The 25,459-nt window shown below is 70.9% G+C and carries 24 protein-coding genes; 18 read left to right on the top strand and 6 right to left on the bottom strand.

The window, feature by feature from the left end; genetic code table 11:
* Window position 1: 1 nt before the first annotated feature.
* From secF to KOI47_RS20830, 4 genes are all read left to right on the top strand, one after another.
* Window positions 2-1,243 (top strand): protein translocase subunit SecF, encoded by a 1,242-nt coding sequence (gene secF, locus KOI47_RS20845; RefSeq protein WP_216206110.1) that lies wholly within the window; start codon window positions 2-4, stop codon window positions 1,241-1,243.
* A gap of 9 nt (window positions 1,244-1,252) precedes the next feature.
* The gene (locus tag KOI47_RS20840) at window positions 1,253-1,771 is read left to right on the top strand and encodes an adenine phosphoribosyltransferase (RefSeq protein ID WP_216206108.1); all 519 of its coding nucleotides are present in this window, start codon (window positions 1,253-1,255) and stop codon (window positions 1,769-1,771) included.
* Between the two features lie 97 nt (window positions 1,772-1,868).
* Window positions 1,869-4,211, top strand: a complete 2,343-nt coding sequence (locus tag KOI47_RS20835) for a RelA/SpoT family protein (protein ID WP_216206106.1) — start codon at window positions 1,869-1,871, stop codon at window positions 4,209-4,211.
* Between the two features lie 28 nt (window positions 4,212-4,239).
* Window positions 4,240-5,019 (top strand): enoyl-CoA hydratase/isomerase family protein, encoded by a 780-nt coding sequence (locus KOI47_RS20830; RefSeq protein WP_216206103.1) that lies wholly within the window; start codon window positions 4,240-4,242, stop codon window positions 5,017-5,019.
* A gap of 10 nt (window positions 5,020-5,029) precedes the next feature.
* Here the strand turns inward: KOI47_RS20830 and KOI47_RS20825 are convergent, their stop codons facing one another.
* Together KOI47_RS20825 and KOI47_RS20820 are read right to left on the bottom strand one after the other, a co-directional pair.
* A complete protein-coding gene (locus KOI47_RS20825) occupies window positions 5,030-5,833 on the bottom strand; it encodes an aminotransferase class IV family protein (RefSeq protein WP_216206101.1) in 804 nt (267 codons plus the stop codon).
* A 7-nt stretch (window positions 5,834-5,840) separates the two neighbouring features.
* Entirely contained in the window at window positions 5,841-6,707 is an 867-nt protein-coding gene (locus KOI47_RS20820; RefSeq protein ID WP_216206099.1) for a peptidylprolyl isomerase, read from the bottom strand.
* 140 nt (window positions 6,708-6,847) lie between these two features.
* Here KOI47_RS20820 and KOI47_RS20815 point away from each other — a divergent pair, with 140 nt between their 5' ends.
* Together KOI47_RS20815 and KOI47_RS20810 are read left to right on the top strand one after the other, a co-directional pair.
* Entirely contained in the window at window positions 6,848-7,522 is a 675-nt protein-coding gene (locus tag KOI47_RS20815) for an MBL fold metallo-hydrolase (RefSeq protein ID WP_216217433.1), read from the top strand.
* Window positions 7,519-8,193, top strand: a complete 675-nt coding sequence (locus KOI47_RS20810) for a hypothetical protein (RefSeq protein WP_216206097.1) — start codon at window positions 7,519-7,521, stop codon at window positions 8,191-8,193. Before KOI47_RS20815 ends, KOI47_RS20810 begins: the two co-directional genes overlap by 4 nt.
* On the opposite strand, the gene KOI47_RS20805 is transcribed toward KOI47_RS20810, so the two are convergent.
* From KOI47_RS20805 to KOI47_RS20795, 3 genes are all read right to left on the bottom strand, one after another.
* Window positions 8,165-8,437 carry a hypothetical protein gene (locus tag KOI47_RS20805; protein WP_232376137.1) on the bottom strand — a complete coding sequence of 91 codons (273 nt, stop codon included), beginning with the start codon at window positions 8,435-8,437 and terminating at the stop codon, window positions 8,165-8,167. The genes KOI47_RS20810 and KOI47_RS20805 overlap by 29 nt on opposite strands.
* A 105-nt stretch (window positions 8,438-8,542) precedes the next feature.
* The gene (locus KOI47_RS20800) at window positions 8,543-9,910 is read right to left on the bottom strand and encodes a YibE/F family protein (RefSeq protein WP_216206095.1); all 1,368 of its coding nucleotides are present in this window, start codon (window positions 9,908-9,910) and stop codon (window positions 8,543-8,545) included.
* A 57-nt stretch (window positions 9,911-9,967) separates the two neighbouring features.
* Window positions 9,968-11,158: a DUF222 domain-containing protein gene (locus tag KOI47_RS20795; protein ID WP_216205882.1), complete on the bottom strand. Its 1,191-nt coding sequence runs from the start codon at window positions 11,156-11,158 to the stop codon at window positions 9,968-9,970.
* A gap of 430 nt (window positions 11,159-11,588) precedes the next feature.
* Here KOI47_RS20795 and KOI47_RS20790 point away from each other — a divergent pair, with 430 nt between their 5' ends.
* From KOI47_RS20790 to KOI47_RS20740, 11 genes are all read left to right on the top strand, one after another.
* Window positions 11,589-12,398, top strand: a complete 810-nt coding sequence (locus tag KOI47_RS20790) for an IclR family transcriptional regulator (RefSeq protein WP_216206093.1) — start codon at window positions 11,589-11,591, stop codon at window positions 12,396-12,398.
* Between the two features lie 117 nt (window positions 12,399-12,515).
* On the top strand, window positions 12,516-14,105 hold the full coding sequence (locus KOI47_RS20785) for an ABC transporter substrate-binding protein (protein ID WP_216206090.1): 1,590 nt from the start codon (window positions 12,516-12,518) through the stop codon (window positions 14,103-14,105).
* Between the two features lie 31 nt (window positions 14,106-14,136).
* Window positions 14,137-15,099, top strand: a complete 963-nt coding sequence (locus KOI47_RS20780; RefSeq protein WP_216206087.1) for an ABC transporter permease — start codon at window positions 14,137-14,139, stop codon at window positions 15,097-15,099.
* Window positions 15,096-15,926, top strand: coding sequence for an ABC transporter permease (locus KOI47_RS20775; RefSeq protein WP_216206084.1), 831 nt, complete (start codon window positions 15,096-15,098; stop codon window positions 15,924-15,926). The genes KOI47_RS20780 and KOI47_RS20775 overlap by 4 nt, the downstream gene beginning before the upstream one ends.
* Entirely contained in the window at window positions 15,923-17,512 is a 1,590-nt protein-coding gene (locus KOI47_RS20770) for a dipeptide ABC transporter ATP-binding protein (RefSeq protein WP_216206080.1), read from the top strand. The genes KOI47_RS20775 and KOI47_RS20770 overlap by 4 nt, the downstream gene beginning before the upstream one ends.
* Entirely contained in the window at window positions 17,509-18,507 is a 999-nt protein-coding gene (locus KOI47_RS20765) for a Gfo/Idh/MocA family protein (RefSeq protein WP_216206077.1), read from the top strand. The genes KOI47_RS20770 and KOI47_RS20765 overlap by 4 nt, the downstream gene beginning before the upstream one ends.
* A complete protein-coding gene (locus tag KOI47_RS20760) occupies window positions 18,504-19,247 on the top strand; it encodes a creatininase family protein (protein ID WP_216206075.1) in 744 nt (247 codons plus the stop codon). Before KOI47_RS20765 ends, KOI47_RS20760 begins: the two co-directional genes overlap by 4 nt.
* Window positions 19,244-20,014 (top strand): amidohydrolase family protein, encoded by a 771-nt coding sequence (locus tag KOI47_RS20755; protein WP_216206072.1) that lies wholly within the window; start codon window positions 19,244-19,246, stop codon window positions 20,012-20,014. The genes KOI47_RS20760 and KOI47_RS20755 overlap by 4 nt, the downstream gene beginning before the upstream one ends.
* A complete protein-coding gene (locus KOI47_RS20750) occupies window positions 20,011-21,126 on the top strand; it encodes a mandelate racemase/muconate lactonizing enzyme family protein (RefSeq protein ID WP_216206068.1) in 1,116 nt (371 codons plus the stop codon). Before KOI47_RS20755 ends, KOI47_RS20750 begins: the two co-directional genes overlap by 4 nt.
* Window positions 21,123-22,001, top strand: a complete 879-nt coding sequence (locus KOI47_RS20745) for an amidohydrolase family protein (RefSeq protein WP_216206065.1) — start codon at window positions 21,123-21,125, stop codon at window positions 21,999-22,001. Before KOI47_RS20750 ends, KOI47_RS20745 begins: the two co-directional genes overlap by 4 nt.
* Complete coding sequence (locus KOI47_RS20740; protein WP_216206063.1) at window positions 21,998-22,756, top strand: amidohydrolase family protein; 759 nt, start codon at window positions 21,998-22,000, stop codon at window positions 22,754-22,756. The genes KOI47_RS20745 and KOI47_RS20740 overlap by 4 nt, the downstream gene beginning before the upstream one ends.
* Here KOI47_RS20740 and KOI47_RS20735 read toward each other — a convergent pair whose 3' ends face one another.
* A complete protein-coding gene (locus KOI47_RS20735; protein ID WP_216206060.1) occupies window positions 22,757-23,143 on the bottom strand; it encodes a VOC family protein in 387 nt (128 codons plus the stop codon).
* Window positions 23,144-23,236: 93 nt separating this feature from the next.
* On the opposite strand from KOI47_RS20735, the gene KOI47_RS20730 reads away from it, so the two are divergent.
* Window positions 23,237-25,255, top strand: coding sequence for an intein-containing Rv2578c family radical SAM protein (locus KOI47_RS20730; RefSeq protein ID WP_216206058.1), 2,019 nt, complete (start codon window positions 23,237-23,239; stop codon window positions 25,253-25,255).
* Window positions 25,256-25,459: the final 204 nt, after the last annotated feature.

Genomic DNA, 25,459 nt, shown 5'->3' with positions numbered 1-25,459 from the left:
CGTGGCGGTCGAGGAACCGGAGCAGAACGGCAAGGCCCAGCCGAAGCCGGCCAAGGACACCGTGCTGCAGCGGCTGTACACCGGTACCGGCGCGTTCGACATCGTCGGTGCCCGCAAACGCTGGTATGTGTTCTTCGCGGTGCTGATCGCGGTGTGCATCGGCTCGATCGGCATCAAGGGGTTCAGCCTCGGCATCGACTTCGTCGGCGGCACCCAGATCGAGATGCCGGCGCAGGGCGCGAACGGCGAGATCACCCCGGACGAGGCCAAGACGGTGTTCAACGACACGCTCGGCGTGCAGGCCACCGAGGCGCAGCAGGTCGGGCTGGGTGACGCCGCCGCGGTGCAGATCCGCTCGCAGACGCTGAACACGGCGCAGGTCGACCAGGTCAAGGGCGCCCTGTTCGAGCAGCTGCAACCCCTCGGGGTGAACGGCCAGCCCACCGAGGACGCCATCAGCGACAGCGCGGTGAGCTCATCCTGGGGCGGGGAGATCTCCGAGAAGGCGCTGATCGCGCTCGCGGTGTTCCTGGTACTGGTGACCATCTTCCTCGCGCTCTACTTCGAGCGGCGGATGGCGATCGCGGCGGTCGTCGCGCTGCTGCACGACGTGGTGGTCACCGCGGGGGTCTACTCGCTGATCGGCTTCGAGGTCACCCCGGCGACCGTGATCGGCCTGCTCACCATCCTCGGGTTCTCGCTGTACGACACCGTGGTCGTGTTCGACAAGGTGAAGGAGAACACCCGTGGCCTGCTCGGCCTGACCCGGCGGACCTACGGCGAGGCGGCCAACCTTGCGCTGAACCAGACCCTGATGCGGTCCATCAACACCTCGGTGATCGCGCTGCTGCCGGTGCTCGGGCTGATGGTGGTCGGCTACATCCTGCTCGGCTCCGGCACGTTGCAGGACCTGGCGCTGGTGCAGCTGACCGGCATGCTGGCCGGGGTCATGTCCTCGGTGCTGCTGGCCACCCCGCTGCTGGTGGACCTCACCATGCGGGATCCGAAGTTCAAGGACCAGGCCCAGCGGGTGGCCGCGCGCAGGGCCAACCTGGCGCGCAAGGCCGCGAGCCAGCAGGAGGACGAGGACTTCGACGCGGGCGACGACGAGTCCCTTGCCGCGGAGCTGCGCAAGGAGAAGGCTTACGCCGCGGCCGCCTCGGTCCCGGCCCGCACGCCGAAGGCGAGCCAGAAGGCCACCTCGGCGCCCAAGGGCAAGCCCTCCGGCAAACGGAAGCGCTGAGCGGGACGTATGCGGCTCGCGGACGCGCTCGACCTGATCGGCGAGGTCCCGGACTTTCCCGAACCCGGGGTGCTGTTCCGGGACCTCACGCCGCTGTTCGGCACGGCGGCGGCCTTCGCCACCGTGGTAGACGCGCTCGGTGCGCGGCTCGACCCCGAGGTCGAGGTGCTCGCCGCGGTGGAGTCGCGGGGCTTCCTGCTGGCGGCCGCCCTCGGCTATGCCAGGGGCATCGGGGTCACCCTGGTGCGCAAGCCGGGCAAGCTGCCCTCGGTGGCGAGCCGGATCGACTACCAGCTCGAGTACGGCACCGAGACCCTGGAACTGCCCGCGGGGACCGTGCGGCCTGGCGCGCGGGTCGCGGTGATCGACGACGTGCTCGCCACCGGCGGCACGGCCGCAGCGGCCTGCGCGCTGCTGGACCGGGTGGGTGCCGCGGTCACCGAGGTGGCGGTGGTACTGGAGCTGGCCGAACTCGGCGGCCGCAAGCAACTTCCCGACGTTCCGGTGCACGCCCTCCGCACCAGCTGAGCCAGCCGTACGCCATACGACGGCGTCCCGGAACGAGAACCGACTGGCGCGAGTTAGGCTGGGGGATCAGAGACCGCGCGAGCAGTTGGAGGTGCGGGTGAGCCAGGAGCTCGATTCCGTGGTGGCTGGCCACTCGGAGGCACCCGCTGCCGGCACGGCCCAGCCCGCCACGAACGGCGCCGCGACCAGGGCGCCCTCGGCGACCCGCCGGGTCCGCGCCCGGCTGGCCCGCCGGATCACCGCCCAGCGCGCCGCCTCGGTGAAGCAGGTGCTGGAACCGCTGGCCGCGGTGCACCGGGAGCTGCATCCCAGCGCCGACCTGGGGCTGTTGCAGCGGGCCTACGACGTGGCCGAGGAACTGCACCGGGAGCAGCGGCGCAAGTCCGGGGACCCCTACATCACCCACCCGCTGGCCGTGGCCACCATCCTCGCCGAGCTGGGCATGGACACCACCACGCTGGTCGCCGCCCTGCTGCACGACACCGTCGAGGACACGGCGTACTCCCTGGACCGGCTCAAGGAGGAGTTCGGCAAGGAAGTCGGCGAGCTTGTGGACGGGGTCACCAAGCTGGACAAGGTGAAGCTCGGCCACGCGGCCGAGGCGGAGACGATCCGCAAGATGGTCATCGCCATGGCCCGCGACCCGCGGGTGCTGGTGATCAAACTCGCCGACCGGCTGCACAACATGCGCACCATGCGGTTCCTGCCCCCGGAGAAGCAGGCCCGCAAGGCCAAGGAGACCCTGGAGGTGCTCGCCCCGCTGGCGCACCGGCTCGGCATGGCCACGGTGAAGTGGGAGCTGGAGGATCTCGCGTTCGCCATCCTGCAGCCCAAGAAGTACGACGAGATCGTGCGGCTGGTGGCCGACCGGGCCCCGTCCAGGGACACCTACCTGCGCGGTGTGATCGGCGAGCTCACCACCCAGCTGGAGGGCTCGCGGATCAAGGCGCGGGTCGAGGGCAGGCCGAAGCACTACTACTCGATCCACCAGAAGATGATCGTCCGTGGCCGCGACCTCGACGACATCCACGACCTGGTCGGCGTGCGGATCCTGGTGGAGGACGTGCGCGACTGTTATGCCGCGATGGGCGTGGTGCACGCGTTGTGGCAGCCGATGCCAGGCCGGTTCAAGGACTACGTGGCCCAGCCGCGGTTCGGCGTCTACCAGTCCCTGCACACCACGGTGATCGGGCCGGACGGCAAGCCGCTCGAGGTGCAGATCCGTACCTACGAGATGCACCGCACCGCGGAGTACGGCATCGCGGCGCACTGGCGCTACAAGGAGACCAGGGGCACGCATAACGGCAACGCCGTGGACGTGGACGAGATGGCCTGGATGCGCCAGCTGCTGGACTGGCAGCGGGAGGCGGCCGACCCCGGCGAGTTCCTCGAGTCGCTGCGCTACGAGCTGGCCAGCAGGGAGATCTTCGTGTTCACGCCGAAGGGCGACGTGATCACCCTGCCCGTCGGTTCCACCCCGGTGGACTTCGCCTATGCCGTGCACACCGAGGTCGGGCACCGCTGCATCGGTGCCAGGGTGAACGGCAGGCTGGTGGCGCTGGAGCGCAAGCTGGAGAACGGCGAGGTCGTCGAGGTGTTCACCTCGAAGGCCGAGGGCGCGGGCCCGTCAAGGGACTGGCTACAGTTCGCGGGCTCGCCGAAGGCCCGCGCCAAGATCCGGCAGTGGTTCGCCAAGGAACGCAGGGACGAGGCGATCGAGGGCGGCAAGGAGGCGATCACCAAGGAGGTCCGCAAGGTCGGGCTGCCGTTGCAGCGGCTGGTCTCCGCGGACTCGATGGGCGCACTGGCCGCCGAGCTGCGCTACGCCGACATCAGCTCGCTGTACGCCGCCGTCGGCGAGGGGAACACCAGCGCCAAGCACGTGGTGCAGCGGCTGGTGGCGCTGATCGGCGGCGTGGAGGAGGCCGAGGAGGAGCTGGCCGAGCGGTCCACTCCCTCCACGGTCACCCGTAGGCGGGGCTCCAACGACGTGGGCGTGGTCGTCAAGGGAGCCAGCGACGTCTGGGCCAAGCTCGCCCGCTGCTGCACCCCGGTGCCCGGCGACGAGATCCTCGGCTTCGTCACCAGGGGCGGTGGGGTCAGCGTGCACCGCACCGACTGCACCAACGCCGATGACCTGCGCTCCCAGCCGGAGCGGCTGGTCGAGGTGGAGTGGGCGCCATCGGAGTCCTCGGTGTTCCTGGTGGCGATCCAGGTGGAGGCGTTGGACCGGCACCGGCTGCTCTCCGATGTGACCAAGGTGCTCGCCGACGAGCGGGTGAACATCCTGTCCGCCTCGGTGACCACCTCGCGGGACCGGGTCGCGGTCAGCCGGTTCTCCTTCGAGATGGGCGACCCCAAGCACCTCGGGCATGTGCTGAAGGTGGTGCGCAACGTGGAGGGCGTGTACGACGTGTACCGCGTCACCTCCGCCTCGTGACGCGGCCTGCCTCGCCTACGGTGGAGCCGTGACCGAAGGGCTCCTGTTCGCACGCGAAGGCGAGATCGCACGGCTGACGCTGGCCAGGCCGGAGAAGAAGAACGCGATCACCCACGGCATGTGGGCGGCTATCCCCGGCATCGTCGCCGAGGTGGAGGCCGATCCGGAGATCAAGGTACTGGTGCTCACCGGGGCCGGTCAGGATTTCTCCGCGGGCGCCGATATCAGCGAGTTCGGCGCCCTGCGGTCCTCCGCCGAGGGTGCCGCGAGCTACGACGAGGCCGTCGAGGCCGCAGTGCGTGCGCTCACCGGCATGCGCAAGCCGAGTGTGGCGATGATCCGCGGGAACTGTATCGGCGGCGGCTGTCAGCTTTCGGTGGCCTGCGACTTCCGGTTCGCCGCTGCCGGTTCACGATTCGGGATCACCCCGGCGAAGCTGGGCATCGTGTACGACTTCCGCTCCACCCGCCAGCTGGTGGCACTGGTCGGCCCGGCACATGCCCGGTACTTCCTGCTGTCCGGGCAGTTGATCGGCGCCGCGCGGGCGCGGGAGATCGGGCTGGTGAACGAGGTCCTCGCCGAGGAGGAGCTGGCGGACAGCACACTGGAGTTCGCCCGCACCCTGTGCGCGCGTTCGCAGGCCTCGATCCGCGGGATGAATCGGATCATCGAGAAGATCCTCGCCGGGCAGCAGGAGAGCGATGAGGAGGTCGCTGCCATCCGGCTGGCCGCGGTGCACGGGGAGGACTACGCGGAGGGCGTGGCGGCGTTTCTGGAGCGTCGTACGCCCTCGTTCACCTACCGCTGACCCGGCCGGGTCAGATCTCCTCCATCGGGGTGGCCTCGTAGGCGGCCCGCAGCAGCTCGCCGAGCTCGGGGTCCACGGCGAGCTCGAGGTCGTCGATCGAGGTCAGCAGCGCGTCGGGCGCGCTGGAGTTGGCGAAAAAGGCCGACCGCAGGCCCTTGGCCTCGGGCAGGCTGAGCGCCCTGGTCTCGGTGGGCACGCCCAGCCGCCGTAGGCCGTCGCGGAGCAGCTGCTGGGTGATGCCGTCCAGCATCGGGGCCTGTGGCCACACCACCGTGCCGCTGTCGAAGAACCCGACATTCCAGATCGTGCTCTCGCTGACCTGGCCTGCCCCGGTCAGGAACAGGGCGTCGTCGAAGCCTGCCTGTTGTGCCGCGCGGCGGTGGTACATCAGGCCGAAGGTGCCGACGTGCTTGATCTCCGGCAGGAAGCGCTGGTACTCCACGGCACACACGCGCAACGGCCGCGGCGGCGGTTCGCTCGGCGGGCCGGTGGTCACCAGTACGTCGGGCTCCGCCTGCCCGGCCGGGTTCCGCGCGGTCAGTTTGCTGGAGAACACGGTGACCCGAGCCGACACCGCCTCCATCCCGGCCACGGCCTGCCGCAGCTGCGCGCGGACGGGCCCGGTGTCCAGCTCGACCCCGAACAGCAGCCGGGTGGCGTCCTCCAGCCTGCGCAGGTGGTGCGCGAGGCCGCGGACGCGGCCCGCGCGTACCTGCATGGAGGTGAAGTGCCCATAGTTGACCAGTGCGGGCAGCGCCAGCTGCTCGGCCGTGGCCGTCGAGCCGTTGATCTCGGCCCTGCGTGGTGCCGTCACGACCTGGTCACGACTCGATGGTCACGCCGGTGAACTTCACCTGGGTGCTCGGCTTGCCGGTGCCGTCCTGGCCCATCGCGCTCTGGTCGATACCGTCCTTGGCCACCTTGTCCAGCACCTCGAGGCCGGCGTCGTCGATGCTGCCGAACACGGTGTAGTCAGGAGGCAGCTGCGCGTCGCCGTAGACCATGAAGAACTGGCTGCCGCCGCTGTTCGGGGCCGAGGTCTTCGCCATCGCCAGGATGCCCCGGCCGTAGCTCAGCTCGGGGAAGTTCTCGTCCGGGATCGTGTAGCCCGGCCCGCCGCTGCCGTCGCCGTTCGGGTCGCCGCACTGCAGCATCTGCAGGCCCTGGGTGCCCAGCCGGTGGCACTCGGTTCCGGTGTAGAAGTCCTGCTTCACCAGGTTCAGGAAGCTGTTCACGGTGCACGGGGCGAGCGCGCGATCCAGGGTGAGCGGGATGTCACCCGCGGTGCTCTGCATGGTCACGTTCACGGTGCCGGTGGAGGGAACGTCCTTGCCCTCCGGCGGTTCCGCCGTCTTGGACGTCTGGCCCTCGTCCTTGGGGTACTCGCAGCTCACCGGATTCGGCAACGCCTCCGGCCGCTCCGGCATCGGCGCCCGCTCGCTCGGGATCTGCACCGGCGGCTGCTCGGGCGAGCTGGTCGAGGACGGATTGTCCGACGGGTTGTCCGCCGCGGCGTCCTCGCCGCCCCTTGTCGCCACGAACACCACGAGCCCCGCCACGATCACCACGGCACCGACGGTGACGCCGACCCCGACGATCTTGCGCCGCTTCGCCCGTTCCGCCCTGCGTGCAAGCTGTCGTTCGAGCTTCCGCTTCGCGGCTTCGCGGCGCTGCTGGTTGGTCGGCACCTGCCCTCCCAGATTCCACTCGACATCTCACACGTCCCGGGTGTGGCCGCAGTCTATGGGCACAGCCTGTTAGGACCCCGTACAGGGGCCGATAGGGTAGTCCAAACAGCTTGTCACAGGTGGATCTCGAGGAGGGTTTCGTGCTTGTCGTCGGGTTTCCGGCGGGGGCCTTCCAAGCCAACTGCTACCTCCTCGCCACCGGGGCCGGACGCGAGGCCGTGATCGTTGATCCTGGTGAGGGCGCCGCGGACCGGATCGAACAGGTACTGCGGGAGCACGAGCTGACCCCGGCCGGGGTGCTGGCCACGCACGGGCATTTCGATCACGTGTACTCCGCAGCCGTGGTCGCCGACACCTACGGCGTGGCGGTGTGGATCCATCCGCATGACCGGGTGCTGCTCTCCGATCCACTGGCCGGCCTCGGCCCCGAACTGGCCGCGGCCTTTGGTGGATCGGTACAGCTCACCGAACCCGCCGAGGTGGCCGAGCTCGCCGAGGGCGTGCTGGAGCTGGCCGGCCTGCGGATCACCGTCGAGCACGTGCCGGGGCACACCCCGGGTTCGGTGCTGCTGCGGCTGGACAACACCGAGGGAGGCCGGCTGGTGCTGACCGGCGACACGCTGTTCGCGGGCTCGGTGGGGCGGACCGACCTGCCGGGCGGGGATCCGGGTGCGCTGGCGCACTCGTTGCGCACCAAGCTGTCCGTGCTGGCCGATGACACCGTGGTGCTGCCGGGCCACGGGCCGAGCAGCACGATCGGTCAGGAGCGCAGGACCAACCCGTTCTTCTCGGGTTCGGAAGTGGGAGAACGATGAGCGACTCGACGCCGGAACCCGCCGAGCGTGGATCCGGGGCGCAGCCGGAGCGGCTGGCCCTGTTCAACGACGATCCGCGGCTGCGGCGCCGTAGGGGCTGGTCCGGCCTGATCGGCGTGCTCATCTTCGCCGCCGCCTTCGGCGGCCTCGCCGGGCTGATCGGCGGTCAGGTCGCCGGGCTGGTCACGGCCGCGGTGATCGGCCTTCCCCTGCTGTACGTGGTGATGTTCAACGTGCGCAGGCAGGTGTGGCTGGAGGGCAAGACGGTCATCGTGCGCACCTGGCGGTCGCGACGGATCGATCTGGTCGAGGCGCAGCGGATCGACCTGCTGGTCACGGATGTGCGCGGGGCCCGCACGGTGAGCCTGCTGGTGAACGCGGGCCAGCGCGGACAGACGGTCAAGATCGACCTTGCCGTGTACTCCGGCACCGGTGGCCGGGAGCTGGGCGTGCTGACCCTGCGCAGGCTTGCCGACGCGCTGGTGAACAACGTCGAGGCCAACGGCATGGTGTTCGCGGAGCTGCTGGTGGCGCAGCTGAAGTCGGACGCCCGTGGGGACGGTGCCGCTGACCGGCCGCTGTATCGGTTGGCCTCGGCCGCGCCCTCCGGCAAGTTCGCCCAGCGGTTCACCATGGAGGCGGTCAGCCGGTTCGTGGCGACCCTGGAGTGACCGTCCGGTCGTTTTCCTGCAGGCGCCGTTCGATCGCGGTGAGTTCCGCGCGGATCGCCTCGAGCTGGTAGATCACCTCGGGCAGTTCCTGTACCGCAAAGGTGGCGAGCTTCTCGAGTTGCTTCGCGGTCTCGCGCAGTTCGTCGAGGGTGCTGCTGATCCGGGGCAGCGCGACGACCGCGGCGCCCGCCGTGCGCACGGCACCGAGCAGGCGCCGGGGGAGCGCGAGGACCAGGTCGAGCATGCCGCCTCCAGCCGCCGGTTGCCCGCTCTTGGTACTCCACCGCGGAGGCTCCGGCCGAGCCGGGGTGCGGCGTTGGTGCTGCTGTGACTGGTGTGAGTCGTGTGGTTAGTACTGGGGTTCCACGACCTCGCGGCTGGCGATGAGCGCGGCCAGCAGGGTGGTCACCGGCACGGCGGCCACGATGCCGATGCTGCCCGCGAGCGTGCGGACGATCTCCTGGGCGATGTCCTGGGAGCCGAGGATGGGGCCGAGCCCGACCCCGGAGAGGTGGGAGAGCAGCAGCACCGGCAGCGCGGCCCCGGCGTAGGCCATGACCAGTGTGTTGACGGCCGAGCCGACGTGATCGCGTCCGATCCGCAGGCCCGCGGCGTACAGTTCCCGCCAGTCCAGGGCCGGGTTCGCCCTGCGCAGTTCCCATACCGAGCTGGCCTGGGTGACGGTGACGTCGTCCAGCACGCCGAGTGCGCCGATGACCACTCCGGCCAGCAGCAGGCCGCGGGCGTCGATCCCGTGTCCGAGCGCGGCGATCAGCGAAGTGGTGTCCTCGTCAAGGCCGGTCAGTTCTGCGGCCGCGGAGAAGATCGCGGAGATGATGCCGATGAGGGTGAGGCTGGCCAGGGTGCCGAGTACGGCGACCGAGGTGAGCGCGGACAGGCCGTGCGTGAGGTAGAGGGCCACGAACATGATCAGCCCGGCGCCCGCGATGGCGACCAGCAGCGGATTCTCACCGGCCAGGATCGCGGGCAGCACGAACACGGCCAGCACGACGAAGCTGAGCACGAGCGCGCCCAGCGCCGCGAGCCCACGCCACCGGCCCAGGATCAGCACGGCGGCCGCGAAGAGCGCGGCGAGCAGGGCCAGCGGCAGTTCACGCTGGAAGTCACGCAGCTGGTAGGAGTCGGGGCTGGCGGCGTCCGACCCGGTGAAGGCCAGCACCACCTGGTCACCGGCGGCGAAGCGAGGGGTGCTCGGCTCGACCGGGATGACCTTGCGGATCGTCCGGCCCGCCCCGGGCCCGTCGGTGAGGTGGACGTCGATGGCCAGGCAGCGGTCCTCCCCAGGCGCGGGCGCGGGCTGGCCCACCTGTACCTCCCCGGGCGCGAGGCAGGGGCCGACCGCCGTCGCGGTCACCTCTCCGTCGACCGGGGTGCCCGAGTCGATCGCGCTGTCCGGCCCTTCCTGCCCCCAGGGATAGAGCAACACCATCCCGATAAGGGTCGCCAGCGCGAGCGGAGCGAGCAGCGCGGTCAGCAGCCTGCGTACCCGTCGCGAGGCCGGTTGGGTCGGTCCGTGTCCATGGCCGTGTCCGTGGCCATGTCCGGTTTGCTGCGGGGTGGCGGGTTTCCGCCGCCGTGCCGGTCTCTCGTCGGGTCCCTCGGCCGGTCTCCGGTCCGCTCGCCGCCCGCGCTGCGCTGCCTCGGGCGGCACCCGGCGGATGGGCCCGGTTTCGTCGTCGGCGATGTCGCGGGGCACCGGCTCATCTTCCTGGACGCCGCCGCGTCGACGCGCCTGGGTCCGCTCCACCGCCTGTCAGAAGGGTGGTTTGTCGTTGTCTGGGGTGAGGGGTTCGTGGAGGGGTTCGCGGGGGCTTTGGTGGATGTCTCCGTGGGGTGTGGTGATGGTGGGTATCCCGTCGATCACCTCGTATTTCCATCCCGGCAGGTCCTTCAGGTGGTGGTCGCGTTCGCAGTAGCCCACCAGCTCTTCTTCGTTGGTGCCCCCGCCCTGGGCCCAGTCGGTGGTGTGGTCGTTCTGGCACTGCTGCGAGGGCCGGTGGCACCCGATGCCCTGGCATTCCCGGTCTCGTACCCGCACGAACTCATCCAGTGCCGCCGGGGGCCGGTACCGCGTGCGTCCGAGGTCGGTGGGATGCCCGGTGGCCGGGTCGGTCAACAGCCGTCGCCAGACGCTGTCGGGGTGGGTGGCCAGCTCCCGCGCCAACGCCGCGGGGATGTGCCCGTGCCCGGCCAGGTATCCGGGCTGCTCGTCCAGCCCCAGCAGGGAGCTGGCGGCGAAGTAGAGGTACACCTCCGTGCGCGGCGCCCGGATCGTGCCGTCTTCTCGGAGGGCCAAATCGGCGAACACGTCCGCCCGCAACTGCTCCAACGTGCGACTGTCCCCTTCTTTCCGCATCCGTCGGGCGGCCCGGTCACAGCGTGCATAAATCGCACTGGCCACCTCCGTCGGGAGGTCGGCCATGAGGCTGGACACCCCATCGTCTTGATGGATGAGTTCCAGGGATCGTTGTGCCCGCCGGGCCCGGGTGCGCCGCGCCGCCCCGTCGGGGTCGACCGCGAGTACCTGGTAGCGCACCGACCGCCGCAGGCTGGTGCGGTCTTTGCGTTCCAGCTTGTCGCTCATCCGCTGGTCGACGTCGCGGGCTTGTTGGTCGGTGAGGACCGCGGTGGGTTCCACCACCGCTTTCACCTTCTCCTGATCAATCCGGCCCTCGCGGAACGCGGCGAGGGTGTTCGGCAACCGGGTGAGGTGCTGCCCCAGCGCCAGGGCTTCTTCGACTCGGTGCCGGGTCCAGTAGAGGCGTCCGGCGATTTCGGTCACCAGCGAGACCCGTTCGTCCCGGTCGTGGGTGAGGTCGGCCACCAGCAGCACCCGCCGCGCTTCCAGCTGGGCGATGGCGCGTTCGTTGGCCTCCAAGGCGTCGAGTGTGGTGAGTGCGTCTTCGGGGGGATCCGTGTGCGGATCAGAACTGTGTCTGTCCATACCCACAATGATACCGTTCGGGCCGACAAGAATTCCCCGCGTGAATGTGTACCCGCTGGTATTCACTCGAATGCGTGTTCGACACAGAATGCATGCCAGGCCGGGCCCGGGGTGCTCGTTCCGTGGGGTGCTGGCGCTAGTAACCAGCCCTGCTAGTGGTGATGTGTGGAGCGCCAGTGCCCCGCGGCGCGCCGGAGGCGTGTCTGAAACCCAGCCACAGGCTCGTCACCGGCCAACACGGTTACCTGAGCGGCAAACACGATGCGCGGGAATGGCCAAAGCGTGCGCGTGGGCAGCCAACGCGTGCGCGGGAACGGCAAACACGCGCGCGTAGGCGGCAAACACGCCGGGTGCGGGTAACGTCGGTGGCTATATTATCGACATACTGAAGACTTATCCGGGTATCCGAAGACAGCTGCGAGGTGGTGGGATGACAGTGCACGAGGAGGCGGGCGCGAAACCCGCTTCGCCGGCGGTGGACCGGACGCTCACCGTGCTGGAGACGTTGGTGGCGGCGGAGGATGGGTTGACGCTGACCGCGTTGTCCCGCAACACCGGGATCCCGCTGGCCACCTGTGCCTCGATCGTCTACACGCTGGAGGCACGGGGGTATGCGGCACGCCGGGTGGTGGGGCGCAGCCACTTCTGGCGTCCCACCCTGCGGCTCTACGACCTGGCGGCCCCGTTGATCCGCAAGGATGATCTCGCCACGGTCGTGCAACCACATCTGCGGCTGGTCGCCGACGAGCTGAACATGCCCGCCCACCTCGGTGTGCTGGACGGCGCGTCCATTGTGTACGTGGCCAAGGCCGCGACCTCGGGATTCATCCAGTTTGACACCTATCCGGGCAAGGTGTCGCCATTCGACCTCACGGCGCTGGGTCGGGCGATCGCGGCGTACCTGCCGGATGAGGCGCTGGCCCCGCTGCTCACCCAGTTGACCAAGGGCGCGGGGCCGAAGGCTCGCAAGGCGACCCCGCGGGCGCTGCGCGCCCAGCTCGCCAAGGTGCGTGATCGCGGATACGCGCTGGAGGACGAGGAGGAAGAGGCCGATATCGCCTGTGTCGCGGCGCCGATCTTCGGCGCCGAGGACGGGGTGGTCGGCTCCATCGGGGTGACCGGGTTCGCGAAGGACCTGGCCGTCCGGCGGTTGTCCACGGCAGCTGACCTGGTCGTCCGGCACGGGCAGGAGATCTCGGCGGAGCTCGGCTGCGGCCAGGGGAGAGAGGGCTGCCCCTGAGCAGAGTATTGCGCAGGTTCGGCCGCCGGTTCTAACATCTTCGAGTTGGGAAAGCTATTTTCGAAATAGCGATGAATCGCGCGAACGACCGCTCGTACAGCCGGGGAGGGCCGGGAGGTGGGCGTGGGCAAGGGGGCAGGCAACCAGGCATGGGGTGCCCTGTGCCTCGGTCTCGTGCTGGCCGCCGCGGTCGCCGGATGTGGTGGCGGGGGGCCCGCGGACCCGGAGGTTTCGCCGACCGCGCAGGCCGAGCAGGGGCCGGTGGCCGAGGGCGGCACGCTGGTGTTCGGCCAGACCAGCGGGGTGGCGCAGCTCGACCCGAACACCATCGCCAGCGCGGCGCAGACGCAGTTGCAGACCCTGTTGTGGAACGGCCTGACCAAATGGGCGCCGGACAACACCGCGCAGCCCGATCTGGCCGAGTCCTGGGAACACTCGCCGGACTTCACCCGCTGGACCTTCCGGCTGCGCGACGGCGTGCGGTACCACGACGGCAAGCCGTTCACCGCCGCCGAGGCGAAGAAGAACTTCGAACGGGTGCTCGACCCTGAGGTGCCAGCGCAGGTCGCGACGAAGATCGACATGGTGTCCCTGGTGACCGCCGAGAACGACACCACGCTGGTGCTCGAACTGGACCGGCCCAATCCGCAACTGCCGACGGCCATCGCGGACGTGAAGATGAGCGATGTCGACGATATCGCCAATGTGGACCGCAATGCCAACGGCACCGGGCCGTACCAGCTGCGTTCCTTCGTTCCGGACCAGACGGTGGAACTGGTACGCAACGAGAACTACTGGGGCGCCCGGCCGCATCTGGACGAGATCAAGATCGTGCGTTATGCCGACGCCACCGCCGCGCAGACCGCGCTGCGCTCGGGCGAGGTGGACGTGCTGGCCGCGGTCGCGCCGGACTCGGCCGCCGGCCTCGCCACCGAGGGGCGGCAGTTGCTCACCGCCGAGCAGGCGGCGAGCTATGTGGTGTGGGAGCTGGACACCACCTCGCCTCCGTTCGACAACCCGGTCGCCCGGCAGGCGCTGTCCTATGCGGCGGACCGGGAGTCCATGATGGCGGCCGGCTACGCGGGCTACGGCGTCGCCACCCCGGCCAATGTGGTGGTCAACCCGAAGAACGAACACTACGAGCAAAGCCTGCCCACCCACCAGTTCGACCTGGAGCAGGCCAAGCGGCTGTTCGCCGAGGCGGGAGTGGGTGAGGGAAGCACGCTGACCTTCTGGACCAAGTCCGGCGGTGATCCGGAATGGACGACCATCGGCGAGATCCTGCAGCAGGATCTGCGCAAGATCGGGATCACGCTGGAGATCCAGGCGGCGGAAACCAGCACCTGGTCCGCCAAGTTCTACCCGCAGGGCAAGCGCTACCCCGGCACACTGGCCGCGAACTACCTCTCGTTCACCCCGCTGCCCGGAAGCTACTCCCTGGCCTGGTTCGCCGACCAGGGAACATGCGAGTGCAACTGGTCGGCACCCGCGGAGTACAACGATGCCGTCGCGACCATCGAGTCCAGTGCCGAAGGGCCGGAGCGGGAGGCCGCCCTCACCACGGCACAGCGGATCCTCAACCGGGAGAGCCCGATCATCGTCATCGGCAGCACGGCGTTCCTCTCGGTCGCGCAGGAGAACGTGCGCGGTGCCTGGGTACAGGCCGAGGGCACCGTGCACCTGGAGGAGGCCGGCTTCGCCGCATAGCGGTGCCGTGGTGGTCGGTAGGGGAGGGCTTATGACCCGGTACGTGCTGCGGCGCCTCGGCGTGAGCGCACTGATGCTGGTGCTCGTCTCCGTCCTGATCTTCGTGGTGCTCCGGTTGTTGCCGGGCGACCCCACCATCGCCAGGGTGGGCGCGGCGCAGAACGTCGATCCGGCTGCCCTGGCCGCGTTGCGCGCCGAACTCGGCCTTGACGACCCGATCCCGGTGCAGTACTGGGCCTGGATCACCGGCGTGTTGCGCGGCGAGCTCGGCAGGTCCTACTTCAGCCAGTTCGGGGTGGACGAGATCATCGGGCAACGGCTGCTGCCCACCTTCGAGCTGACCCTGGCCGGGATGGTGCTGGCCGTGCTGCTCGCGCTGGCGCTGTCGGTGCTGCCCACCGTCCTGCGCAGCCGTCCGCTCGGCCGGTTCGTGGACGGCTACACCACGCTCGGGATGGCCGCGCCGCCGTTCGTGCTGGGCATCGTGCTGGTCGCGATCTTCAGCGTGCGGCTCGGCGTGCTGCCGAACGAGGGATATGTCGCCCCGGCGGAGGATCTGCTTACCAACCTCCGCGCGCTGCTGCTGCCCGCGCTCACCCTCGGCATCGCCCTCTCCGCGCCGTTGATCAGGTACCTGCGCGCCGAACTGTCCGAAGTGGAGCAAGCGCGGCATGTGCGCACGGCGGTCGGCAAGGGACTGCGGCGGCGCGCGGTGGTGCTGCGGCACGTCCTGCCGAATGCGATGCTGCCCGCGCTCACCTCGCTCGGGATCACCACCGGCGCGGTGCTGTCCGGGGCGGTGGCGGTGGAGTACGTGTTCCGCTGGCCTGGGCTCGGCTCGCTGATCGTGGACTCGGTGTACAAGCGGGACTACGCGGTCATCCAGAGCACGGTGCTGCTGCTGGCGGCGGTGTTCGTGCTGGTCAACCTGCTGGTGGACCTGTTGTACGGGGTGCTGGACCCGCGCCTGCGGGTGGGGGAGGCGGCGCGGTGACGGCCCCGCCCTCCCCAGCCCGCTCCGCCCTGGCCCGCCCCGCGACGGTGGCCGCGCTGGCCGTGCTCGGGTTCCTGGTGCTGCTCGCGGTGCTGGCGCCGGTACTACTCGCCGCACCGACCGAGATCCAGCCACGGGACGCCTTTGCGGGGCCCTCGCCCGCGCACCCGTTCGGCACCGACGAGCTCGGCCGTGACCTGCTGTCCAGGGCGGCCTACGGCGGGCGGCTCTCGCTCGGCGTCGCGGCGGGCGCGACCATGATCGCGATGGCGGTCGGCGTGGCCTGGGGGCTGGCCGCGGCCACCCCGCGCTGGCAGGGCGAGGTGTTGATGCGCCTGGCCGATGCCGCGCTGGCCGTCCCGATCGTGCTGTTCGCGCTGGTGTTCGTGGCCGCGTTCGGTTCGGACCTGATCGCCATGACCGTGGTCGCCGGCCTGCTGATGGCCCCGCTCACCGCCAGGATCACCCGCTCGGCGGTACTGGCCGAACTGGCCTCGGAGTACGTGCACGCGCTGCGGGCCGTTGGTGCGGGCCGGGTGCGCGTCCTGTTCGGTGAGGTGCTGCCCAACGCCGCACCCGCGCTGCTGGCGCAGGCCTCGCTGAACCTCGCCACGGCGCTGATGCTGGAGGCCACCCTGAGTTTCGTCGGGCTGGGTGTGCAGCCCCCGGAGGCGTCCTGGGGAACCCTGCTCGACGCCGGGTACCGGCGGCTGTTCGAGTCACTGTGGTACCCGCTGCTGCCCGCCCTGCTGATCATCGCCGCGATCGGCGCGCTGAACGTGCTCGGGGACCAGCTGCGCCGGGCGCTGCACCGGGGTGGAGCATGAGTTGCTCTGAGGTGTTGCGGGTCGAGCGGCTGGACATCGGGGTACGCCACCGCGGTGGCAGCCGCGCGCTGGTGCACGGGGTCGACCTGGCGCTGCGCGCGGGCGAACGGGTCGCGCTGGTCGGCGAGTCCGGTAGCGGCAAGACGCTCACCGCGTTGACGCTGCTGCGGCTGAACCCGGCGCCCACCGAGATCACCGGCGGCAGGGTGCTGCTGCACGGGACCGACCTGCTGGCTGCGCGCGAGCGCGAGCTGGAACGCATCCGGGGCGCCCGGCTGGCCATGATCTACCAGGACCCGTTCACCTGCCTGAACCCGGTGCGTACCATCGGCAGCCAGCTCACCGAGGCGATCCGGGCGCATGAGCCGCTGCCCCTGGCGCGGGCCCGCGCCAGGGCGGTGGAGCTGCTCGGCGAGGTCGGCCTCGCCGAACCCGCCAGCCGGATCGGCGACTACCCGCACCAGTTCTCCGGCGGCATGCGCCAGCGGGTGATGATCGCGATGGCCATCTGCCGGGAACCGGAGGTGCTGATCGCCGACGAACCGACCACCGCGCTGGATGTGACCACCCAGGACCGGATCCTGCGGCTGCTGGACACCCTGGCACGCCGGCACGGGATGGCCGTCCTGCTGATCACCCACGATCTCGCCGTGGCCTCGGCGTTCTGCCAGCGGATCGAGGTGATGCGGGCTGGGCGGATCGTGGAGTCCGGCGCGCTGCCTGGAGCGCTGTCCGCACCGGCGCATGCCTACACCCGGCAGCTGCTGGACTCGGCCATCACCCTGGACACCACCCCCGCGGCCCCCGAGATCACCGAGGGCACCCCACTGCTGGAGGCCACCGGCCTCAGCAAGGTGTTCGGTACCGGGACACGCGCGGTGGACGGGGTGTCGCTGACCATCCGGCGCGGCGAGACCCTCGGACTGGTCGGCGAGTCCGGCAGCGGCAAGTCGACCCTCGGCCAGCTGCTGCTCGGGCTGGACACCCCGAGCGCGGGCCAGGTGCGCTACGCGGGCATGCCGCTGGAGCAGCGCACCGGCGCGCGGCACCGGCGGATGCGGCGGGACCTGCAGGTGGTGCTGCAGGACCCGGTGGGCTCGCTGAACCGGCGCAAGACGGTGGAGCAGATCCTCGGGCTGCCGCTGCGGGTGCACACCCGGATGTCCGAACCGCAGCGCAGGCGGCGGGTGGCCGAACTGCTCGACCTGGTCGGGCTGCCCGGGACGATGGGCAGCCGCTATCCGCGGGAGCTGTCCGGTGGCCAATGCCAGCGGGTGAACATCGCGCGGGCGATCGCCCCGTCCCCGAGCTTCCTGGTGCTGGACGAGGCGGTGTCCGCTGTGGACGTGGTCACCAGGGCACAGATCCTCGACCTGCTGCGCCGGTTGCGGCGGCAGCTCGGCCTGACCTACCTGTTCGTCTCGCACGATCTGGCGGTGGTGCGCCACCTCGCGCCCCGGATCGCGGTGATGCACCGCGGCCGGATCGTGGAGTCCGGCAGCCGGGAGCGGATCTTCGCCGAACCCGAGCACGCCTGCACCCGCGCGCTGCTCGCCGCCGTGCCAAGGCTGGAGGTGAGCCGATGAGTGAACCGGTGGTACTCGCCCTCGCCGGGCTCGGCGAGATCGGGCTGTCCGCGCACCTGCCCGCGTTGTTGCGCAGCCCCGAGGTGCGGCTGGCGGCACTGGTGGATCCGGTGCCGGCCCGCAGGGAGCTGGCCCGGCTGCGGGCCGATGTCCCCGTCCATGCCGAGCTGGCCGAGGTACTGGAGGACGAGACGGTCCAGGGGGTGGTGCTGGCGACTCCGCCATGGGTGACCCCGCGGCTGGTCGAGCAGGTGGCCCGCGCCGGGAGGTTCGTGCTGGCGGAAAAGCCGGTGGCCACCTCGGCGCGCGAGGCGGCGCGGCTGATGAACCTGTCTCCCGCGCTGCGCAAACGGGTGCAGGTCGGTCTCGCCTACCGGCACGATCCGGCGCTGGAGCTGCTGCGGGAGTGGATCGCGAGCAGGCGGCTCGGCACGCCACTGCTGGTGCGCGCACATGTCTACGACGAGCGCAGGGACGCGGCCAGCCCGGAGCACGCGGCCCGGATCGAGGCCACGCTGGCGCACGGAATGCCGGTGGTGCACGAGGGGGCACATGTGCTCGACTGGTGCCGCTTCCTGCTCGGTGGTGATCCCGAGCGGGTGGAGGACGCCTGGGCGCTGCGCACCCGGTCCGGATTGAGCAGCCCCAACCTGTGCGGCGCGCGGCTGGCCTACCCGGACGGCACGGTGGTGCTGGCCGAGTTCGGCTGGCTGACCGACGCGCTGCCGCGCTGCGAGCTGGACGTGCTCGGTGACCGCGGGCACGTGCTGCTGGACGCGCAGACCTTCCGGCTCCGGCTGGACGCGGTGGACGGCGTGGAGGATGTCGGGTTCGAGCCCGACCGCCGCACCCGCTGTTTCGACCGGCAGGTGCGGCGCTTCGTGGAGCTGGTCACCGGACAGTGGCCGGTGCCAACCCCGGACCTGGCGGACGGGCTCGCCGCACTGGAACTCAGCGAACGGATCGCCTGGCTGGCACGGGAGTCGATGGGATGAGCGAGGACGCGAGGACCGGGCCAGTCAGCTGGGCGGACTGTACCCGCGGCAGGCTCCGTGAGCTGTTGCCCGAGGCACTGGTCGTGCTGCCCATCGGAGCCACCGAGCAGCACGGCCCGCACCTGCCTGCCGGCACGGACGCCCTGCTGGCAGGCACGATCGCCGAACGCGCGGTCCGTGCGGCCGCCGGGCGTACACCGCGTCCGCTGGTGCTGGCGCCGGGCCTGCCCTTCGGTGTCTCCGAACACCATCTGCCCTTCGGCGCCACCCTTTCGCTCTCGGTGGAGACCACGATCGCGGTGCTGGCCGAGCTGGCCCGCTCGGTGGTGCAGGCGGGCGGCCGCAGGATGGTGCTGGTGAACGGGCACGGGGGCAACCGCGGGGCCTGCCACGCCGCGGCCTCGGCGGTGGCCGCCCGGCACGGGCTCGCCGTGGCCGTGGTGCACTACTGGCAGCTGCTGCCGCCCGCGCCGGAGATCCCCGGCCACGCCGGGGAGTTCGAGACCTCCATGCTGCTGCACCTGCGGCCGGACCTGGTCGCCGACCCGCCTGCCCGGCAGGGACCCGAACCCACCCCGGCGCCGCCAGGGCTCGACCTGCACGAGGCGGCGAACTGGCTGCGCATCGACGGCTACACCGACCATCCCGGCCGGGGCAGCGCCGAACGCGGCCGGGGCCTGCTGGCCGACTGCGTACGGATACTGGCCGACCGGCTGGTCGAGCTGGCGGAGCACGCATGATCGACTTCCATACCCATGCCCCGGCCTGGCGCACGGCGAGCTGGCTCACCGGAGCCACCTTCGGCCCGGACGCCTTCCTCGGCTTCATGGACGACGCGGGTATCGAGCTGGCCGTGGTGCTCGCGCACGATGGCCTCTTCGATCCGCAGCCATCCACCAACGACGAGCTCGCGGCCTTCGTCTCCGCCCGGCCGGGTCGGCTGGTCGGCTACGGCACGGTGCATCCGCGTCGCCAGGGGGCGGCCGACGAGGCCCGGCGCTGCCTGTCCGAGCTGGGCCTGCGCGGGCTGAAACTGCATCCGTGGCTACAGGGATTCAGTCCACACGAGACGGTGCTCGATCCGGTGTGCGAGGAGGTTACCGATGCGGGCGGGATCCTGCTCGCGCACGACGGGACCCCGCCGTACTCCACCCCGGCCCAGCTGGCCGCGCTGGCCCGGCGGCATCCGCGGCTGCCGGTGGTACTCGGGCACGGCGGGCTGCACGACTGCTGGCGGGAGGCGCTGGCGGTCACCGTGGAGACCCCCAACCTCTACCTGTGCCTGTGCGGGACGCCGCCGTATGCGGCCCGGCGCGTGCTGGCGGGCGCGCCGCGGGAGAAGGTGCTGTTCGGTACCGACGCGGGACTGTCCTGGCGGGCGGGCCAGGACTACGCGGTGGCCAGGATCCGCGAGATCGACGGCTGGGGGATCAGCGCGGAGCAACGGGAGGCGATGCTGGTGCACAACCCGCGCAGGCTGCTGGAGCAGACGGGACGGCGACCGTGAACCCCGCCGCGAGCACGGTGGTGGCCGTGCACACGGTGCCGGTCAGCCTGCCGGCGCGGCCGGAGCTGGTGGTGCGCGGGGCGAAGGGAAGCCATGCGCATTCGGACTTCCTGCTGGTACGGGTGGTCACCAGCGACGGGATCGAGGGCTACGGTGAGGTCAGCGCGACTCCATTGTGGAGCGGCGAGGACGGGGCCAGTGCGCGGCATTTCATCGCCGGACTGCTGGGACCCGCGCTGCTCGGCAGGCCGCTGGCTCCGGTCGGGGCGCTGGAGTCGCTGCTGGACCGGCTGCTGGCAGGCAACCCGTTCACCAAGGCAGGCCTGGCGACCGCGTTGTGGGACGCCTATGCCCGCACCCTGGAGGTGCCGCTCGCGGTGGCGCTCGGCGGCGCCTACCGGCGGCAGGTGCCGATCAAGATCTCGCTCTCCGGGGACGGCCCCGAGCTGGAGCGGGCGTATGCCGCGGCCGTCGCGGCCGGGTTTCGCGCGTTCAAGGTGAAGGCAGGTTTCGAGGTCGCGGCGGATGTGGCCAGGGTGTGCCTGGCACGTGAGCTGGCCGGACCGGCCGCGGTGCTGGGGGTGGACGCCAACGGCGGCTGGAGCCGGGTGCGAGCGCGGGAGTCGCTGCGCGGGCTGGCAGCAGCCGATCTGTCCTATGTGGAACAGCCGGTGGCGCCGGAGGACCTGGACGGGATGGCGGAACTGCGCGCGCAGGGCCCGCCGGTTGTCGCCGACGAGTCGGTGTTCGGCAGGACCGACCTGATCAGGGTGATCCGGGCCGCGGCGGCCGACGTGGTGAGTATCTACCTCGGTAAGGCAGGGGGACCGGGCCGGGCGGTGGCACTGGCCGCGCTGGCCGAGTCGTTCGGTATCGAGGTGGTGCTCGGGTCGAACGGGGAACTGGGGCTCGGTGCCGCGGCGCAACTGCAGGTCGCCTGCGCCCTGCCCGCGTTGAGCAGCGGGATTCCCAGCGACATCATCGGCGCGCACTACTACGCCGAGGACGTGCTGGAGTGGCCGCTGGACAGCGACGGTGCGCTGGTGCGGCTGGGGGACGGCCCCGGCCTGGGAGTCCGGCCGCGGGAGGACCTGCTGCGGAGGTTCCATTGATCGTCGACGTGCATACGCACACCCCCACGCACCGGGAACGGGTCCCAGCCGGGCAGCGGCGGAGCTACCCGCACTGGCGCACCGACCGCCCGGTGACCACCACGAACTCCTGGGTGGACTACACCGCGGCCACCGCGGCGGCGGACGTGGCCATCGTGTTCAACATCGCGGTACCGGAACCGGAGCGGATGACCGGGCTACCCTACGCCGCCGAGCGCACCAACGACGCCACCGCCGAGTTCGTGGCTGCCGACCCGGCCGCCCGGATCGGTTTCTTCTCGGTGAACCCAGTGCTGGCCGGGGCGTTCACCGAAGCAGAGCGCTGCAGGGAGCTGGGCCTGGCCGGGGTGAAGCTGGCGCCGAACTACCAGGACTTCGATCCGCTGGGGGAGCGGGCGCTGGCGTTCTACGCCTACTGCGAGCGGCACGGCCTGCCGATCCTGTTCCACCAGGGCGCGTCCCCGATCCGGCACGCGCCGCTGCGTTACACCCACCCGTTGGTGGCCGACGAGATCGCGCTGCGCTTCCCCGAACTGCGGATGGTGCTGGCGCACATGGGACATCCGTGGGCGACCGACACCGTGGTGACCATTCGCAAGCACCCGCATGTGTACGCCGACGTGTCCTCGATCTACCTGCGGCCGTGGGTGTGCTACCAGTCCCTGCTGGCCGCTGTGGAATGGGGCTGCACCGCGAAACTGTTGCTGGGCAGCGATTTCCCGATTGCCGGCACCGGGGAGGCGATCGCGGGCCTGCGCGGGGTGAACGAGATCCTGGCCGGGACCGCCCTGCCGCGGGTCCCGGAGCGGGCGATCGAGGAGATCATCCACGCCGACGCGCTTGGCGCGCTCGGCCTTGCGGGGAGTCACCCATGACCGGCCAGGTGCTGGACGCGCATGTCCGCATCGGGCCCGGGCGCGAGGTGGAGCTGGATCCGGCCACCCTGCTGTCCACAATGGATCAGCTTGGGATCGGACAAGCACTCGTTTGCCCGGGAGAGCGGCATATCGCCGTGCACAACGCCGAGGGCAACGACCTGACGGCGGCCGCGGCCGCGGCCGCAGGCGGCAGGCTGCTGGCCTACGCGGTGGCCACCCCGTGGCGCGGCGCGGCCGCGCTCACCGAACTGGCCAGGGCGCGCGCGGCCGGGGCGGTCGCGCTGGCACTGGACCCGGTGCTACAGGGGTTCGACCTGCTGGACGGCCTTACCGACCCGCTGCTGGAGTTCGCCGCCGCGCAGGGCTGGCCGGTGTACGTGCGCACCGGGACCCCGCCAAGCGCCCTGCCGTTGCCGCTGGCCAGCCTGGCCCGCCGACATCCGGCGGTGAACTTCCTGATGGGCCGCAGCGGCGCCACCGACTTCTGGATCGACGCGGCCCCGGCGCTGCGGTACGCGCCGAACCTGTATGCCGACACCAGCTACGCCCCGTGGGACACCGTGCTGAGCGGGCTCGCCGCCGATCCGGAGATCGGCACCGGCAGGCTGGTCTTCTGCACCGACGCCCCGTACACCGTGCCCGGCTCCGAACTCGGCAAGCTGCGGGAGTGGCCGCTGGCGGAGCGCGCCCGCGCCGCCGTGCTCGGCGGCACCGCCCGCGCCCTGCTCGGCATCACCGGCCCGGAAAGCTGATCACGGGCTACGGTCGGCAAGGACGCAGAACTCGTTGCCCTCCGGGTCGGCGAGCACGACCCAGCTCTCCTCGCCCTGGCCGACGTCGACCTGCCGGGCGCCCAGGTCGAGCAGGCGGCGGACCTCGTCGGCCTGCTCCCGGTCGGTCGGGTTGATGTCCAGGTGGAGCCTGTTCTTGACCGTCTTGCCCTCGGGCACCGGCGCGAAGGTCAAGGTCGGTGGCACCGGGCCAGGACGGTTCCTGCCTTCCGGCACAGCAGGGGAGCCGATGGTGACGATTCCCTCGTCCTCGTCCTGCACCTGGTAGCCGAGGACCGAGCACCAGAACCGGGCGAGGCCGCCGGGGTCGGCGCAGTCGATAGCCAGCTCGGTGAACTTACTGGTCATGCTTGCTCCTCCGTGGCTTCGCTCCGTTCCGCTCGCCGTCATCCTGCCCGATCGGGTTTGACAGGGGGTCGAACGTGTGTTCGACTGTTCGATGTGCGATGGGATGGCCAGCGAGCCGACGAAACCGAAGCCGAACAGGCGCTGCTCGGCCTGTCCGGGTTGATCCGCTCCGTGCGATCGCCGGACTTCTCCGGGGTGACCTTCCACGAGGTACGGGCCCGTTCGGTGTTGAACAAGATGCCGAAGACCTCCTCGATGCCGTTTCACTGGACGGTGAACCCCTACCGGGGCTGCTCGCATGCCTGCACCTACTGCCTGTCCGGGGAGACGGCGATCCTGATGGCCGATGGCCGCACCAAGCCGCTGGCCGATCTCGCGGTCGGCGACGAGATCTACGGCACCTACAGCGAGCAGGGCAGGCGCCGGTACGTGCGCACGCATGTGCTGGCGCACTGGTCCACGGTGAAGCCCGCCTACCGGGTCACCCTCGAGGACGGCACGGAGCTGGTCGCCAGCGGCGACCACCGGTTCCTCACCGACCGGGGCTGGAAGCACGTGACCGGCAGCCGGTTCGGCGCCGCCCAGCGGCCGCATCTCACCACCCGCAACCGGCTGGTCGGCACCGGTCCGTTCCCGCCGGCGCCGGAGGACGGGCCGGAGTACCGGGTGGGCTACCTGTGCGGCGTGCTCACCGACGAGGGCGAAGCCGCGCCGGAGCACCGGTTCCGGCTGGCCTCGCCCGATCGCGAGATGCTGCGCCGGGCCAAGGAGTACCTGACCACGTTCGGGGTCGGGGTGGACGAGTCGGTGTCGCCGCCTGGCGTCGGCGCCCGCCGCCCTGGGGGTGCGGCGGAGCAGTCCGGTCAGGCGGCGCTGGCCGAGCTGTTCCAGCTCCCGGTGCAGCCCACGATCGCGTGGCAGAAGGGATTCCTCGCCGGTGTCTTCGACACCAGGGGCGGGCGCTCGCGGACCGGGCTGTGGCTGACCGGCCTCGACCCGGACACCGCCGAGTCCGTCCGGCTGGCGCTGACCCGGCTGGTGTTCCGGCACACCGTGGCCGATGGCGGGCGCACGATCAGGCTGTCCGGCGGGGTGGAGGAACACCTGCGGTTCTTCCACACCGTCGATCCGGCCGCCGGGCGTAAGCGCATGATCGACGGAGCCGCGGTCCGCAGCGTGCCGGGCCTCGGCGTCGCCGCGGTGGAGCCGACCGGGCTGGAGCTGCCGCTGTTCGACATCACCACCGGAACGGGTGACTTCATCGCCAACGGGGTGGTGAGCCACAACTGCTTCGCCCGCAAGTCGCACACCTATCTCGACTTCGACTCCGGCCTGGACTTCGACACCCAGGTGGTGGTGAAGGTGAACGCCCCCGAGGTGCTGGCCGCGCAGCTGCGCAAACCGAGCTGGGCCCGTGAGCACGTGGCGATGGGCACCAACACCGATCCCTACCAGCGGGCCGAGGGCCGCTACCAGCTGATGCCCGGGATCATCCGGGCGCTGGCGGGCTCCGGCACCCCGTTCTCCATCCTGACCAAGGGCACCGTGCTGACCAGGGACCTGCCGCTGCTGGAATCGGTGAGCGCGGACGTATCGGTCGGGCTGGGCGTGTCCATCGCGTTGCTGGACCGGGAACTGCAACGGCGGCTGGAACCGGGAACGCCCAGCCCGCAGGCCAGGCTGGAGCTGGTGCGCAGGGCGGCGCAGGCGGGGCTGCCCTGCGGGGTGATGGTGGCGCCGGTGCTGCCCTGGCTGACCGACTCGATGGAGGCGCTGGACGGGATCCTCGGCGCGGTGGCCGACGCGGGCGCCACCGGGGTCACCGTGCTGCCGCTGCACCTGCGGCCCGGGGCGCGGGAGTGGTTCCTGAAGTGGCTCGGCACGCACCATCCGGAGCTGGTGCCGCGCTACCGCGAGCTGTACGCCGGCGGCAGCTACGTCAACCGGCACTATCGGACCTGGCTGGGTGAGCGGGTGGCCAGGCTGCTCCGGCGGCACGGCCTCGACCAGGGCGGGCCAGGACATCGCGACGGTGGGGGCGGCGCGGTGCCCGCCCAGCGCGCCCCCGAGCACGACACCAGCGTGGGTGGTGATCAACTGTCCCTGCTGTGAGGGCGCGGAAACCTGGTGGCGGGGCCTCAGGGCTCGTTCGTTAGCCTTTACGTGAGCCTGTTGCGAAACGGAGTAGCGGCACCCGGGTGACCGCAAAGCGCGCCCGTGGCCGAAGGCCCTGGGATCGCGGCGGCAGGGCACTCACCAGCGGACGCGGAAGGTCGCGCTGGAACTGCCCTGGTGACGCGATCGCGGATGCGCGCG

It is taken from the genome of Amycolatopsis aidingensis (genome assembly GCF_018885265.1).
Classification (GTDB): Bacteria; Actinomycetota; Actinomycetes; order Mycobacteriales; family Pseudonocardiaceae; genus Amycolatopsis; species Amycolatopsis aidingensis.
The sequence above is the reverse complement of the archived record's forward strand: the minus strand, read 5'-3'. Positions and strand labels throughout refer to the sequence as shown.

Excerpts from the sequence above, each read along its gene's own strand:
- KOI47_RS20810 (WP_216206097.1), top strand. The coding sequence starts at position 7,519 with ATGAGCGACTCGACGCCGGAACCCGCCGAGCGTGGATCCGGGGCGCAG.
- KOI47_RS20795 (WP_216205882.1), bottom strand. The coding sequence starts at position 11,158 with ATGGACAGACACAGTTCTGATCCGCACACGGATCCCCCCGAAGACGCA.
- KOI47_RS20765 (WP_216206077.1), top strand. The coding sequence starts at position 17,509 with ATGAGTGAACCGGTGGTACTCGCCCTCGCCGGGCTCGGCGAGATCGGG.
- KOI47_RS20740 (WP_216206063.1), top strand. The coding sequence starts at position 21,998 with ATGACCGGCCAGGTGCTGGACGCGCATGTCCGCATCGGGCCCGGGCGC.
- KOI47_RS20760 (WP_216206075.1), top strand. The coding sequence starts at position 18,504 with ATGAGCGAGGACGCGAGGACCGGGCCAGTCAGCTGGGCGGACTGTACC.
- KOI47_RS20790 (WP_216206093.1), top strand. The coding sequence starts at position 11,589 with ATGACAGTGCACGAGGAGGCGGGCGCGAAACCCGCTTCGCCGGCGGTG.
- KOI47_RS20770 (WP_216206080.1), top strand. The coding sequence starts at position 15,923 with ATGAGTTGCTCTGAGGTGTTGCGGGTCGAGCGGCTGGACATCGGGGTA.
- KOI47_RS20805 (WP_232376137.1), bottom strand. The coding sequence starts at position 8,437 with ATGCTCGACCTGGTCCTCGCGCTCCCCCGGCGCCTGCTCGGTGCCGTG.
- KOI47_RS20755 (WP_216206072.1), top strand. The coding sequence starts at position 19,244 with ATGATCGACTTCCATACCCATGCCCCGGCCTGGCGCACGGCGAGCTGG.
- KOI47_RS20780 (WP_216206087.1), top strand. The coding sequence starts at position 14,137 with ATGACCCGGTACGTGCTGCGGCGCCTCGGCGTGAGCGCACTGATGCTG.
- KOI47_RS20735 (WP_216206060.1), bottom strand. The coding sequence starts at position 23,143 with ATGACCAGTAAGTTCACCGAGCTGGCTATCGACTGCGCCGACCCCGGC.
- KOI47_RS20840 (WP_216206108.1), top strand. The coding sequence starts at position 1,253 with ATGCGGCTCGCGGACGCGCTCGACCTGATCGGCGAGGTCCCGGACTTT.